Origin of the sequence: Sphingomonas sp. BK481 (assembly GCF_014194875.1) — a bacterium.
Lineage (GTDB): Bacteria > Pseudomonadota > Alphaproteobacteria > Sphingomonadales > Sphingomonadaceae > Sphingomonas > Sphingomonas aerolata.
This window is the reverse complement of record NZ_JACIAP010000002.1, coordinates 357713-371404: the sequence shown is the minus strand read 5'-3', so window position 1 is coordinate 371404 and position 13692 is coordinate 357713. Positions and strand designations below refer to the sequence as shown.

General features: G+C 68.9%; 10 protein-coding genes. 4 read left to right on the top strand and 6 right to left on the bottom strand.

Annotated elements, in window-relative coordinates; translation table 11 throughout:
- Window positions 1-27 precede the first annotated feature (27 nt).
- From FHY04_RS05545 to FHY04_RS05535, 3 genes are all read left to right on the top strand, one after another.
- Window positions 28-963: a FecR family protein gene (locus FHY04_RS05545; protein ID WP_183935715.1), complete on the top strand. Its 936-nt coding sequence runs from the start codon at window positions 28-30 to the stop codon at window positions 961-963.
- Entirely contained in the window at window positions 942-3341 is a 2400-nt protein-coding gene (locus FHY04_RS05540) for a TonB-dependent receptor domain-containing protein (protein ID WP_311723796.1), read from the top strand. The genes FHY04_RS05545 and FHY04_RS05540 overlap by 22 nt, the downstream gene beginning before the upstream one ends.
- A gap of 79 nt (window positions 3342-3420) precedes the next feature.
- Window positions 3421-6618, top strand: coding sequence for an autotransporter domain-containing protein (locus FHY04_RS05535; protein ID WP_183935714.1), 3198 nt, complete (start codon window positions 3421-3423; stop codon window positions 6616-6618).
- A gap of 24 nt (window positions 6619-6642) precedes the next feature.
- Here FHY04_RS05535 and moaC read toward each other — a convergent pair whose 3' ends face one another.
- The 4 genes from moaC to FHY04_RS05515 are packed head-to-tail and all read right to left on the bottom strand — an operon-like array spanning window position 6643 to window position 9488.
- Window positions 6643-7116, bottom strand: a complete 474-nt coding sequence (gene moaC, locus FHY04_RS05530; protein ID WP_031396379.1) for a cyclic pyranopterin monophosphate synthase MoaC — start codon at window positions 7114-7116, stop codon at window positions 6643-6645.
- Window positions 7113-7889 (bottom strand): indole-3-glycerol phosphate synthase TrpC, encoded by a 777-nt coding sequence (trpC, locus tag FHY04_RS05525; protein ID WP_183935713.1) that lies wholly within the window; start codon window positions 7887-7889, stop codon window positions 7113-7115. The genes moaC and trpC overlap by 4 nt, the downstream gene beginning before the upstream one ends.
- A gap of 1 nt (window position 7890) precedes the next feature.
- A complete protein-coding gene (trpD, locus tag FHY04_RS05520; RefSeq protein WP_183935712.1) occupies window positions 7891-8883 on the bottom strand; it encodes an anthranilate phosphoribosyltransferase in 993 nt (330 codons plus the stop codon).
- Window positions 8880-9488: an aminodeoxychorismate/anthranilate synthase component II gene (locus tag FHY04_RS05515; protein ID WP_183935711.1), complete on the bottom strand. Its 609-nt coding sequence runs from the start codon at window positions 9486-9488 to the stop codon at window positions 8880-8882. The genes trpD and FHY04_RS05515 overlap by 4 nt, the downstream gene beginning before the upstream one ends.
- A 167-nt stretch (window positions 9489-9655) precedes the next feature.
- Between FHY04_RS05515 and FHY04_RS05510 the strand changes: the two genes are divergently transcribed.
- Window positions 9656-10066 carry a hypothetical protein gene (locus FHY04_RS05510; protein ID WP_031440380.1) on the top strand — a complete coding sequence of 137 codons (411 nt, stop codon included), beginning with the start codon at window positions 9656-9658 and terminating at the stop codon, window positions 10064-10066.
- 87 nt (window positions 10067-10153) lie between these two features.
- Here FHY04_RS05510 and FHY04_RS05505 read toward each other — a convergent pair whose 3' ends face one another.
- Window positions 10154-11659: an anthranilate synthase component I family protein gene (locus FHY04_RS05505; protein WP_183935710.1), complete on the bottom strand. Its 1506-nt coding sequence runs from the start codon at window positions 11657-11659 to the stop codon at window positions 10154-10156.
- Window positions 11643-13586 carry a peptidylprolyl isomerase gene (locus FHY04_RS05500; RefSeq protein WP_183935709.1) on the bottom strand — a complete coding sequence of 648 codons (1944 nt, stop codon included), beginning with the start codon at window positions 13584-13586 and terminating at the stop codon, window positions 11643-11645. The genes FHY04_RS05505 and FHY04_RS05500 overlap by 17 nt, the downstream gene beginning before the upstream one ends.
- Between the last annotated feature and the right edge of the window lie 106 nt (window positions 13587-13692).

Here is a 13692-nt window from a genome sequence, read left to right as displayed (position 1 = left end):
CTCCGTCAAGCCAGTCAGGAGGCCATGATGGCGCAGGACGACACCGCATTGGACGCACAGGCGCTCGACTGGATCGTGCGGACGGGCGATCCCGCATTCGACGACTGGCCCGGCTTCATGGCTTGGATGGAGGCGGACCCGACGCATGCCACGCGCTATCACGCGCTGAGCGCCGCGATCGATGATGGCGTCGCACTGGTGCGCGCGCCGCAGGCGGGGGCGGTGGCGCAGCCGATGGCCAGCCCGTCACGACGCGCGCCGCAGCGGATAGGACGGTGGGCCGGTGGGGCGATCGCCGCATCGCTGGCGGTCGTCGCCGGCTTTTCGGTCTATGAGCGCCGCCCCCAACCCTATGCCGTCGAGGCGGCGGCGGGGGCCGCGCGGACGATCCTGCTTGCCGAGGGAAGCAGGATCATGCTCGCGGGCGGTTCGCGTGTGACGATCGATCGACGTGATGCGCGCATCGCGACGCTCGATCGTGGCGAGGCGATGTTCGTCGTCGCGCATGATGCGGCGGATCCGTTCGAGGTCCGGGTCGGCGAGACGCGGCTGGTGGATGTCGGCACGGCCTTCGACGTCAAGCGAACCAGCGATGGCATGCGGGTCGCCGTGTCCGAAGGTGCGGTCGACTATGATCCGGGTCCGAACGCGATCCGGATGACGGCGGGGCAGGGCGTCGTGGCCACGCGCGGCGGTGTGATGCGGATCACGGTCGAAGCCGCGGCGGTCGGGTCGTGGCGCGAGGGGCGGCTGGCATTCGAAAATACGCCAATGACCGAAGTCGCGGACGATCTGTCGCGAACGCTGGGCATCGCGATCGTGGTGGCACCTGAGATCGCCGATCGCCGCGTCCGTGCAACGATCGCCACGGCCGGGCTCGCGCGTGACCCCACGCCGCTCGCCGCACTGCTCGACGTGACGATGCGGCGGTCCGCCCAGGGTTGGACGATGTCGGCACGGTGATCCGGCAGGGCGGGGTCTTTGTCGTTATGGTGGCAATCGCCGGGCTTACCGCTGGGTCGGCTTCGGCGGGGCCGGTATCGCTCGACCTTCGCGCCGGCCGTCTGGGCGACTCCGTCATGGCACTGGGGCGGCAGGCCGGGGTCAGCATCGCCGTCGACGACCCGGCCTTATGGGCACGCCCCGTCCCCGCGATCCGGGGTCGATTCACGGCTCGGCAGGCGCTCACAAAGCTCGCACGGTCGACGGGGTCGACGATACGGTCCGCAGGGGCCGGGGGGTGGCGTCTGGTCGCGCGTGCCGCGCCGCCACGTGCGGCACAGCGCCGGCTTCCGGGGGCGACCGCGAATGCCGCGCCGGCAGTACCGACCATAGCAGGGACCGATATCATCGTCGCCGCGAGCAAGCGGGACACCCGGCTGCGCGATTTCGCCGGGCAGGTCGCGCACCTCGATGGAATCGACCTGGCGCTTGGCGGCGCGGGGGGCAGCGACGCGGTGCTGGCGCGGCTCGCGAGCGTGTCGTCGACGCATCTCGGTGCGGGGCGCAACAAGCTGTTCATTCGCGGCATCGCAGATTCGAGCTTCACCGGGCCGACGCAGACGACTGTCGGCCAGTATCTCGGCGACATCCGGCTCAGCTACAACGCGCCCGATCCCGACCTGCGGCTCTACGACATCGCGTCAGTCGAGGTGCTCGAAGGGCCACAGGGAACCCTGTACGGCGCAGGGTCGCTCGGTGGCATCATCCGCACCGTTCCCAATGCACCAGTGATCGACGACACGACGGCCGCCATCGCGACGGGCGTGTCTGCGACGACCCACGGCGACCCCGGTGGCGACATCGGCGCGACTCTCAACCTGCCGGTGATGGAAGGCCGGATGGCGCTGCGCATCGTTGGCTATGCGGTGACGGAGGGCGGGTATATCGACAACCCGACGCTCGGGCAGAGCGACGTGAACCGCACCAGCATCGCCGGCGGGCGGGGTACGCTGCACGTCGATCTCGGACGCGACTGGACGCTCGATCTGGGCGGCGTGTACCAGCGGACCCGCGGCGACGACAGCCAATATACCGATCGCGACGCGCCGCCCCGGACGCGGAACAGTGCCGTCGTGCAGGGCTTCGGTGCGGACTACCGAATGGGCGACCTGGTCGTATCGGGCACGCTTGGCGGCCTGATGCTGCGATCGTCGACGGCGATCGTCGGGCAGACGCTGACGGAACGCTATGACGCCACCATGGTGGACGGTGATCCGCGGCTGTTCGTGCAGCGCAACGCGACCGCGATGGTGACCAACGAGACCCGGTTGTGGCGGCCGATGCGCGCTGGCTTCGGCTGGGTTGTGGGGGGCAGCTTCACGCACAACCGGACGCGGCTGTCGCGCGCACTCGGTGCGGTCGAGGCACCGGTGCCGGTGACGGGCGTCACCAACCGGATCGACGAGGCGACGCTCTATGGCGAGGGCAGCGTCGCGCTGTTCCCCGGATTGATCGCGACCGGCGGCGCGCGCGTGACGCGGGCCGCGCTGTCGGGAACGGGCCAGGATCTGGCGGAGGCACTCGCCCCGGTTGCGCTCGCGCGTGCGCAGGTGACCGCCAGTCGTCGCGAAATCAGCCTGTTGCCGTCCGGATCGCTGATCGCGACCGTGCTGCCGCGGCTCTCGCTTTATGCCCGGTACCAGCAGGGGTTCCGGCCCGGCGGGCTCGCGATCGAGAGCGACTTCGTCCGGCGGTTCCGCAACGACCGGGTCCGCACGATCGAAAGCGGCATACGGTTCGGGCAGAGCGGGATCGATCCGGTATCCGTGTCGGCCGGGCTGTCGCATACGCTGTGGGACGATATCCAGGCGGACTTCATCGACGGGTCGGGGTTGCCGAGTACCGCCAATATCGGCAACGGCCGGATCTGGTCGGCAAGCGCGGCCGCCGCCTGGCGACCGGTCGCCGGGCTCACGATCGACGCCGGGCTGACCTATAACGACAGCCGCGTGACCGAACCCAGCCAGGCCTATGCCCTGGCGTTCGCGCGGATGAGCCAGGTTCCCAATATCGCCCGGTTCGCAGGGCGGCTGGGGCTCGACTATAGCCGGCCGCTCCGCGGTGACCTCGATCTGCGGGTCTATGGCTGGGCGCGGTATGTCGGCCGCTCCCGGCTCGGTATCGGCCCGGTGCTCGGGGAGGAGCAGGGCGATTATCTCGATACCGCGCTGACAATGCGCGTCGGCCGGCCGACACTCGGCTTCACGCTCGGCGTGACCAATCTGACGGATGGCACCGGCAATCGCTTCGCGCTGGGCACGCCGTTCCAGATCGGCAGCGGCCAGATCACGCCATTGCGTCCCCGCACGTTGCGCCTGGGGATAGACGCGGCATTCTGAAAAGCTGCGCAGCGCGGCAAGGCTGCGCGGCAATGGTTCCGTCCTGTGTTCGAAACATATTCGAAAAGGGACCTGGTTCATGCGTCGTATCCTGCTTGCCTCTACCTGCCTGATGGCAGTCGTTCCGGCCCATGCGCAGACCACGATCGAGACCAAGCGCACCGATACGGTGCGGACATCGACCGTGAAGGCCGGGGCGCCGGATGCGATCCGGATCACGGCCGCGGGATCGGTGACCCCTGCCGGCGGCACGGCGGTGACGATCGACAGCGTGCATGCCGTCACCAACGAAGGCACCGTCCAGATTACCAATGCGGACAATGCCACGGGCATTCTTGCGGTTGCGGGGACCGGCGGCGGTATCACGAACAGCGGCAAGATCATCGTCGACGAGACCTATGAAGCGACCGATGTCGACAAGGATGGCGACCTCGACGGCCCCTTCGCGGCGGGCAGCGGCCGTACCGGCATCCGCACCGCGGGCGCCTATAGCGGCGCCATCGCCAATACGGGCGCGATCACGGTCGAAGGGAACGAGTCCGCAGGGATCTGGCTCGGCGGCCCGCTGTCCGGTGCGCTCAAGACCGAGGGCACGATTGCGGTGACGGGGACGAACGTCGTCGGCGTACGGGCGGGCGACATTACCGGCAACGTCCGGCTCGCCGGAACGGTCGCGGCGATCGGGCAGGGGGCCGTGGCGGTCCGGTTAGACGGCGCGATCACCGGTGCGCTGGTGGTGCAGGGTTCGCTCGGCGCGACCGGCTACCGTACCACGACCGCGCCGGCGGATCCGTCGAAGCTCGATGCCGACGACCTGTTGCAGGGCGGCTCGGCGCTGGTCGTTGCGGGCAACGTGTCGGGGGGCATCGTCTTCGCGGTGCCGCCAAAGGATGCCAGCACGACCGACAATGACGAGGACAAGGACGGGATCGACGACAGCAAGGAAGGATCGGCGTCGGTGACCGCCTATGGCGCCGCGCCCGCGGTCCAGATCGGGTCGGCGACCAATGCGGTCGCGATCGGCGCAGTCGCGGGCAGCGGCACGAATTTCGGGCTGATCGTCGATGGCGGCATCGGTGGCAGCGGTGTCTATGCGGGTATCACCGCGACCGGCCTCTCGATCGGCGGCCTTGGTGGCAGCGTGTCGATCGCCAACGGGATCGCGGTCAACGGCACGGTCCAGGCACAGGCCAATGGGGCGAGTGCGACCGCGATCCGGATCGGCAGCGGCACGACGACTCCCGAACTGCGCAATGCCGGGACGATCGCGGCGGCGGGCGGCGGCACGACCGCATCGCTGTCGAGCGCGGTCCTGATCGAGGCGGGCGCGACGGTCGGCACGATCCGCAACAGCGGGACGATCAAGGCGAGCGCACAGGCGGCCGATGGCAGCGCCACCGCGATCCTCGACCGGTCCGGCCGGGTGACGCTGGTGGAGAATAGCGGGGCGATCACCGCAAGCGGTGCACTCGCGACGTCGGAGCGCAACGTCGCGATCGACCTGTCCGCAGCGACGGCGGGCGCCACCGTCCGCCAGACCGCGGTCGCGGCGGGCGTCACGGCGCCGAGCATCGTCGGCGACGTCCGGTTCGGTACAGGGAACGACGTGTTCGAGATCGCCGATGGCACCGTGTCGGGCACGACCCGGTTCGGCGGCGGCGCGAACCGTCTCGCGCTGTCGGGCGACGCAGCCTATGCGGGAACGGCGCTCTTCGGCACCGGCAACGACACGATGGCGCTTGCCGGGACGGCGGTGTTCAGCGGCGCGGCGGATTTCGGTGGCGGGGCGGACACGCTGACCATCGGCGGGACGTCGCGCTTTTCGGGCACGCTCGCCAACAGCGGCGGGCTGGCGGTGACGGTCGCGGGCGGTACGCTCGACCTGACCAAGGCCGCGACGATCGCGTCGCTGGCGATGGGCTCGGGCAGCGTGCTGGCGGTGACGCTGGACAAGACCGGGGGGACGGGGACGTCGATTACCGTCGCCGGGGTGGCGTCGTTCGAGAAGGACACCAAGCTCGCGCTCAAGCTGGCCAGCATCACCGGTGCGGAAGGACGGTACACCGTCCTGCGCGCGGGGAGCCTGACCGGCGCGGCAAACCTGACCGCCTCGACCACGCTGTTGCCGTTCCTGTACAAGGGGAACGTCGCGACGGGCACGGGCAACGACGTTGCGATCGACATCGTCCGCAAGACCACGGTCGAACTCGGCCTCAACCGCTCGCAGACCTCCGCCTACAACGCAGTCTATGCGGCGCTCGGCACCGACGCCAAGGTCGGGCAGGCGTTCCTGAACATCAATGACGGCGACGCATTTCGCGGATCGCTGCGCCAGATGCTTCCGGATCATGCCGGCGGGACGTTCGAGACCGTGACGATGGGCTCGCGTGCGACCGCCCGTGTGATCGCCGACCCGCACGGCCCGTTCAAGGATGAGGGGCAGTGGGGCTATTGGGTCAGCCAGGTCGGCTGGGGCACGTCGAAGAGCATCGGCGATACCGGCGGCTATGACGTGACCGGCTGGGGCGTCTCGGGCGGGGCCGAATACAAGACCGGGCTGGGCAATTTCGGTGCGTCGCTCGCCTATCTCAGCGGCCGCGATGCCGATGAGGGGACCAGCAACGAAGTCAGTTCCAATCAGTATGAGCTCGCGGCCTATTGGCGTGGGCACTGGGGTGGGCTGAACGCCAATGCCCGCGCCTCGGGTGCGCGGATCGGGTTCGACGGCGTGCGGCGCTTCGCCGGCACTGCGGGGACCGAGGCGGTCCAACGCGTGTCGAGCGCGGACTGGAACGGCACGCTCTACTCGGCGTCGGGCGGCCTGTCCTATGATGCCGATCTGGGCAATATCTCGTTCCGGCCGATCATCGCGGTCGATTATTACAAGCTGAAGGAGGACGGCTACAGCGAAACCGGCGGCGGCACCGCGATCGATCTGGTCGTCCAGTCACGCAGCAGCGACGAACTGGCGGTCACCGGCAGCGCGGCGCTGGGTCTCGATCTCGGGGGGCAGAACCAGGACGCAGGCTGGTTCCGCTTCGAGCTCGAGGGCGGGCGGCGCGAACTCGTCGGCGGGGGGCTGGGTGCGACGACCGCGGCCTTTGCAGGCGGGAGCGCGTTCACGCTGACACCCGAGGAGCGGACCAGCGGCTGGGTCGGCAAGCTGCGCGCGGTCGGCGGCAATGCCGCGTTCCGTTTCGGCGGCGAATTCAACGCTGAGGAGCAGCAGGGACGTGCCGCCTTGTCGCTGCGCGCGAGCCTGCAGATCGGATTGTAACAACGGAAGACTGGTCTGCCCGCGTCAGCGCGGTGCGGACCAGTCCCCGGACTTGCCGCCGCGCTTTTCGAGCAGGCGGATCCCGTCGATCTCCATCGCCTTGTCGATCGCCTTGGCCATGTCGTAGACCGTCAGCAGTGCAACGCCGACCGCGGTGAGCGCCTCCATCTCGACGCCGGTCTTGCCGTCGGTCGCGACGGTCGCGGTCGCGGTGACGCCGCTGTCGTCGACGTCGAGGTCGAGCGTGATCTTGGTCAGCGGCAGCGGGTGGCACAGAGGGATCAGGTCGCTGGTCCGCTTCGCTGCCATGATCCCCGCGACGCGGGCGACGGCGATGACGTCGCCCTTCTTGGCCGAGCCCTCGGCGATCGCGCGCGCAGCCTCGGCCGACATGGTGATCCGGCCGGTTGCGACCGCCTCGCGTGCGGTCGGCGTCTTGCCGCCGACATCGACCATCCGCGCGGCACCCGCCGCATCGACATGCGTCAGCTGGCTCATCCGACCAGCGCCCGCGTCGCGGTCTCGACATCGTCCTGGCGCATCAGCGCTTCCCCGATCAGGAAGCACCGGATTCCGCGCTCGGCCATCGCGTCGAGGTCGGCGCGCGTCGTCAGTCCACTTTCGGCGACGAAGGTACAGTCGCGCGGGGCCTTGTCGACCAGGTCGTAGGTCCGCTGAAAATCGACCGTGAAATCGCGCAGGTCGCGGTTGTTGACCCCGATCAGCCGCGATTTGAGCTTGAGCGCGCGATCGAGTTCGTGCGCGTCGTGGATCTCGACCAGTACGTCCATCCCGCATTCGAGTGCCGAGGCCTCGATCTCCGCCATCTGAATATCGTCGAGCGCGGCGACGATGATCAGGATCGCGTCGGCGCCGATCGCGCGCGCCTCGGTCGCCTGCCACGGGTCGACCATGAAGTCCTTGCGCAGGACCGGGATCGACACGGCGTCGCGCGCGGCGGACAGATAGGCGTCCGCGCCCTGGAACCATTTCTCGTCGGTCAGGACCGAGAGGCAGGCGGCACCGCCAGCTTCATAGGCGCGGGCATGCGCGGGGGGATCGAAATCGGCGCGGATCAGCCCCTTGGACGGGCTGGCCTTCTTGACCTCGGCGACCAGCGCATACCCGGACTTCGCATCGAGCGCGGCGCGGAAGCCGCGTGGCGCGGACATGCGGGCAATGCCGGCGTCGATGTCCGACAGCGAGGTGGTGGCCTTGCGCGCGGCGACTTCGGCGCGCTTGGTCTCGAGGATACGGTCGAGCATGGTCATGTCAGTAGGCGATCCAGCGGTCGAGCAGCGCGTCGGCGCTGCCGGTGTCGAGGGCGGTGGCGGCGAGCGCCGCGCCTGCGACAAGGGTGGGGACGGTCCCGGCGACCATCAAGGCCGCGGCGGCGTTGAGCAGGACTGCGTCGCGATAGGCGCCCGCCTCGCCCTTCAGCAGGCGGCGGAGCGCCTCTGCATTATGGGCGGCATCACCGCCGCGAATTGCCGTGATCGCATGCCGCGGCAACGCTGCATCGTCGGGCGTGACGCGCGCGGGAAGCGCGACGTTGCCGATGGACGCAACGACGCTGGGGCCCGCGCCGGACAGTTCGTCGAGCCCTTCCTCGCCGGAGACGACGAGTGCGGCCTGGGTACCGAGCTGGGCGAGGGCATCGGCGTAGAGCGGGACATAATCGGGCCGCGCGATGCCGATGAGCTGACGCGTCGTTCGCGCGGGATTGGCGAGCGGCCCCATCAGGTTGAATATCGTCCGCCTGGCGATACGCTGACGGATCGGGGTGATCCGCTTCATCGCCGGATGGTGATTGGCGGCGAACAGGAAGGCGATGCCGATGTCGCGCAGGCTGGCCTCGGCCGTCGCACCCGCGCGGTCCATGTCGAGGCCGAGGACTTCGAGCGTGTCGGCGGCGCCGGCCTTGCTCGAGGCGGCACGGTTGCCATGCTTGGCAACCGGCACGCCGCAGGCCGCGACGACGAGTGCGACGGCGGTCGAGACGTTGAGCGTATGGTGGCCATCGCCGCCGGTGCCGCAGACGTCGATCGCGCCCGGCGGCGCATCGATCGGGATCATCCGCTCACGCAGCGCACGCGCGGCCTCGGCGATCTCGATACTGGTCTCGCCACGCTCGGACATGGCGATCAGGAATGCGGCGATCGCGTCTTCGCTGGCGCGCGCGTCGAGGATGTCGGCAAACGCCTCGCGCGCGGTCTCGCGCGACAGCGGCGTCGTCGGATCGGGCAGGAGCACCGTGGTCGTCATCGATCGAGCCCCTCGCGCAGGCGGTCGGGCAGCTGATGCGAAATCCCCGCCAGCGTCAGGAAATTGGCGAGCATCGCGTGGCCGTGTTCGGTTGCGATGCTCTCGGGATGGAACTGCACCCCGTGGATCGGCAGCGTCGCGTGGCGGAACCCCATCACGCTGCCATCCTGCGCGGTCGCGTTGACGACCAGCGTATCGGGGACCGCGTTGACGATCAGCGAGTGATAGCGCGTCGCGATAAACGGCGAAGGGAGGCCGGCATAGAGGCCGGTGTCGTCATGGACGACCGGCGACGTCTTGCCGTGCATCAGCCCGCCACGTTCGACCTTGCCGCCGAAATGCTGCCCGATCGCCTGATGGCCGAGGCAGACGCCGAGCAGCGGTTTGCCGGCGTCGGCGCAGGCGGCGACGAGGTCGAGGCTGACGCCCGCTTCGGTCGGCGTGCAGGGGCCGGGAGAAATGAGAAACGCCTCCGCGCCGGACGACAGGGCCTGTCCAGCGGAGATCGCATCGTTGCGGACGACCTCCACCTCGACACCCAGTTCCATCAGATAATGGACGAGGTTCCAGGTGAAGCTGTCGTAATTGTCGACGACCAGGATCATGCGTTCGCCATAGACGAAGTCGAAGCCGGTGCAACGGGGATGCGCATCGGACGGCGCTGTACACGATGCCCGTGATAATCGCTGATGGGCTACGCGCGGGGCATGCTATTCAGCACGGAGCAACCTGCGGCGGCAGACGTTGTGCGTATGCAAGGAGTTTTCAACCAATGTTCCGTCTCACCGTCCTCGCCGCGCTGATCGCGCTTCCCGCCCTCGCTTCGGCGCAGGAGCAGACGGCCGAACAAGGCCAGCCCCCGCAGCGCATCCGCAGCGTTACGCTCGGGGCTGGGCAGAAGTGCCCGACATCGACCAATGGTGAGATCGTCGTCTGCTCGACACTCGACCAACCCTATCGTATCCCCAAGGAACTGCGCGATACCGCACCGATCGCCGCGCAGAATCAGAGTTGGGTCAACCGGGCTGCAACTGTCGATCAGGTCGGCCGCGTCGCGGGCGGGCTGCCGGACACCTGTTCGCCGGTCGGTACGGGTGGACAGTCGGGATGCGCGCTCGCACGGGCCCGCGCCTATTCGGCCGAGCGTCGTGCGCAGGCTGCGGGGCAGGCGATCGATCCCTGACGCCAAAGCGAGAACTACCGGGATCTTAGGCCGCGGTCGTCACCTGACGCCCGCGGCCTTTTATTGTGCGTTTCACCGATCGCCGGATTATTGCCCGTAGGACGTCCCGCCGGCGCGCGCGACCGCTTCGCAGGCGGCGGCGAGGATCGCCCCGGCCTTGGCCTCGCATTCGCGCTGTTCGGACACGGGATCGCTGTCGGCGACGATTCCCGCCCCCGCCTGTGCATGGATCATCCCGTCCTTCACGACGGCGGTCCGCAACACGATGCACGAGTCCATCGATCCGTCGGGGGAGAAATAGCCGACGCCGCCGGCATAGGCGCCACGTCGTTCGGGTTCGAGTTCGGCGATGATCTGGCACGCCCGGACCTTGGGGGCGCCGCTGACCGTGCCAGCCGGGAAGCCCGCGAACAGCGCATCGAGCGCATCGCTGCCAAGCGCGAGCGACCCGACGACGTTCGAGACGATGTGCATGACGTGGCTGTAGAATTCGACGCCATAGCTTGCCGTGACGCGGACCGAGCCCGGCGCCGATGCCCGCCCGACATCGTTGCGGCCGAGGTCGAGCAGCATCAGATGCTCGGCGCGTTCCTTCGGATCGGCGAGCAGGCTGGTCCGGTTCGCCTCGTCCTCCGCAGCACTGCGGCCACGCGGACGGGTCCCCGCAATCGGGCGGATCGTCACCTCGTCGTCGCGGACGCGGACGAGGATCTCGGGTGAGGATCCGATCAGCGCGAAGCCGGGCAGATCGAGGTGATAGAGGAAGGGCGACGGATTGATCCGCCGCAGCGAGCGATAGAGCTCGAACGGCGGGAGCGTGAACGGCGTGCTGAAACGCTGGGCAAGGACGACCTGGAAGATGTCCCCGGCCACGATATAGTCCTTCGCGCGCGCGACCATCGCGCCGTAGCGATCCGGCGACAGCGCCGACGTGTAGGACGGCTCGGGTGAAACTGCCCGGACCGGCGCCGGCACCGGCGTGGTCATGAGCTTCGCGGCGACGGCGTCGAGTCGCTCCTCGGCACGCGCGACGATCGTGTCGGGATCCATGGCTGGATCCGGCCAGGCGGGGGCGACCAGAAACAGCGCGTCGGCGAGCCGGTCGAAGACGAGAACCACCGAAGGACGCACGAAGATCATGTCGGGCAGACCGAGCGGGTCGCTGTCGGGTTGCGGCAGGGTCTCGACCAGACCGACCGTCTCATAGCCGAAATAACCGACCAGACTGGCAAGCGCGCGCGGCAATTCTGCCGGGACGTCGCTGCGGCATTCGGCGACCAGAGCGCGCAGGGCGTCGAGCGTCGGCAGCGCACAGGGCTCGAACGCCTCGCGATCGGTCGACCAGTGACGGTTGATCTCGGCCCGATGACCCGCGGCACGGAACAGCAGGTCGGGCGCGAGGCCGATCAGACTGTGCCGTCCGCGTGTTGCGCCGCCTTCGACCGATTCGAGCAGGAAGTCGCCACGCCCCGGCTCGATGAGCTTGAGGGCGGCGGCGACCGGCGTCTCCGTGTCGGCGACCTGCCGCCGCCAGACGAGGGCGGGGCGTCCGGCGGCAAGCGCCGCGCGTGCGAGCTCAGTTATTGGAACCACCCTGTGCCAGCAGTTCGGCACGGACGCGGGCAACCGCCTTCGGATCGGTCTTCACGCCGACCTGCGCGCGGACGGCCTTGACGAACTGGTCGACATATTCGCGGCCGACGCTGCGCGCGATCGAACCGCGAGCGGCCTGGATCGCCGCCTGGTTGCCGGTCGCGTTGCCGCGATCGATCTTGTCGAGCTTGACCACGAACCAGCCATCGGGGCCGGCGATCGTCTTTGCGGTACCCTGTGCCATGCTGAACATCAGGCGCAGCACGGGCGGGGTGTTTTCGGGGTTCTGCATGATCTGCGCGCGCGACGCCGTGACGGGGCGCGCGGGCGGGACAGGGAAGCCCGACTGCCCCAGCGCCTGCTGCAGCGGTATGCCCTTGTTGATCCGTGCAAGCGCGGCATTGGCATATTTGCGGGCGGCCTGGCTGGCGCGGTCAGCCATCAGGTCACGCATCACGGCAGGACGGACCTGTGCGAGCGGACGGGGTGCTGCACGAACGACGCGGCCGAGCGCGACGACTGCGAAGCTGCCGTCCGACCCGGTCTGGACCATCTGCGGCGCATCGCCCTCGGCGGCCTGGAACGCGGCACTGACGATCGGCGCGAGCGCGGCGTCGGGCTGGGTGGCGGGCGCGTCGGGGTTGGTGCCGTTGGCGACGAGGCCGGGCGTGGTGATCGCGGTCAGCTTGCGGTCCGCGATGATCTCGTCGAACGTCGCATTGTCCGACAGGCCATCGTCGATCGCGTCATGGATCTTGCCGAGCGCTGCCTGTGCCTTTTGCGCGCTGAGTGCTGTGGCGATCTCGCCCCGTGCCTGGTCGAGCGTCTTGGCGGGGACGTTCTGGATCGCATCGATGCGAGCGATCGTCCAGCCGAGCGGCGTACGGACGGGGCCGACGACCGCGGCATTCGCTGCCGCGAACACGGCATCCGCGACCTGCGGGCTGGTCGTGCCGGCATAGGCGGCCTTCTCGACAGCCGTCTGGGTCGATGCCTCGAGCCCGGCGGCGCGGGCGGCGTCGGCGATCGCGGTTCCGGCCTTCACCTTGGCAGCGATCGCGGTGGCGCCTGCCTGATCGGCGACGACGACCTGCGTGATCGTGCGCTTCTCCGTCGGGGCATAGCGCGCGCGATCCTGCTGATATTGCGCGGCGATTTCGGCGTCGGTCGGGACGGCCTGTGCCTTCACCTGCGCCGCATCGACGACAGCGTAGCGGATGACGCGGCGTTCGGGGATCGTGTAGCGCGCGACGTTGCGGCGATAGAAGGCGTTCAGTTCGGCGTCGGTCGGCGCAGGGCCGGCGGGCACCGCGGCGGTCGGGATGAAGCCGACGAGACCGCTGCGCTTCTCGAGCAGCAAGGAGGCGAAGGGGAGGGCGAGCTGGCTCGGGACCTGCGACGCGCCGCGCGTCGGCAGGATCAGCTGCTGCGCATAGGTGTCGCGGACGATGTCGGCGCGAATCTGCGCGTCGGTCAGCTTCCGTTCGACCAGCACGCGCTGATACAGGGACGGATCAAACTTGCCGGTCGGGCCCTGCAGCGCGGGGATGCTGGCAATCTGCCCGTCGACCGCGCGCTTGCTGACGACCATGCCCTGCTGCCGGCCGAACTGCTCGAGTGCGAGGCTCGCCGTAATGCGGTCGAGCGTGCCGTCGAAGCCGCCCTGCTGGACATAGCTCGCCATGTCGAGCGTCGGCTGCTGCTGGCGGAAACCTTCCATCTCGGTCTGGACACGCGTGCGAAGCTCGTTCGCCGTCACGTCCGCCTTGCCGACCGTGGCGACGTCGTCCGCAGCGATGCCGCTTGTTCCGCCGCCCAACCCGGTCATGTCACCCGCCGCGAAGGCGAGTGCGATGACGCCGAGGAGGCCGAAGGTGATGATCACGCCGAACCTCGACTGGGTGAGGCGGCGGAAGAAACTGAGCATGAATGGCCGATCGACAGGGACTGAGTTCCTTCCGCTTTACGGTGCGCATCGGCGCGCTTCAAGCTTGTGCCGTTCGGTGTCGGCGCTATCCGGGACCGATGATGAT

Coding starts and splice junctions, on each gene's coding strand:
- FHY04_RS05545 (WP_183935715.1), top strand. CDS start 28: ATGGCGCAGGACGACACCGCATTGGACGCACAGGCGCTCGACTGGATC.
- FHY04_RS05535 (WP_183935714.1), top strand. CDS start 3,421: ATGCGTCGTATCCTGCTTGCCTCTACCTGCCTGATGGCAGTCGTTCCG.
- moaC (WP_031396379.1), bottom strand. CDS start 7,116: ATGAGCCAGCTGACGCATGTCGATGCGGCGGGTGCCGCGCGGATGGTC.
- trpC (WP_183935713.1), bottom strand. CDS start 7,889: ATGACCATGCTCGACCGTATCCTCGAGACCAAGCGCGCCGAAGTCGCC.
- trpD (WP_183935712.1), bottom strand. CDS start 8,883: ATGACGACCACGGTGCTCCTGCCCGATCCGACGACGCCGCTGTCGCGC.
- FHY04_RS05515 (WP_183935711.1), bottom strand. CDS start 9,488: ATGATCCTGGTCGTCGACAATTACGACAGCTTCACCTGGAACCTCGTC.
- FHY04_RS05510 (WP_031440380.1), top strand. CDS start 9,656: ATGTTCCGTCTCACCGTCCTCGCCGCGCTGATCGCGCTTCCCGCCCTC.
- FHY04_RS05500 (WP_183935709.1), bottom strand. CDS start 13,586: ATGCTCAGTTTCTTCCGCCGCCTCACCCAGTCGAGGTTCGGCGTGATC.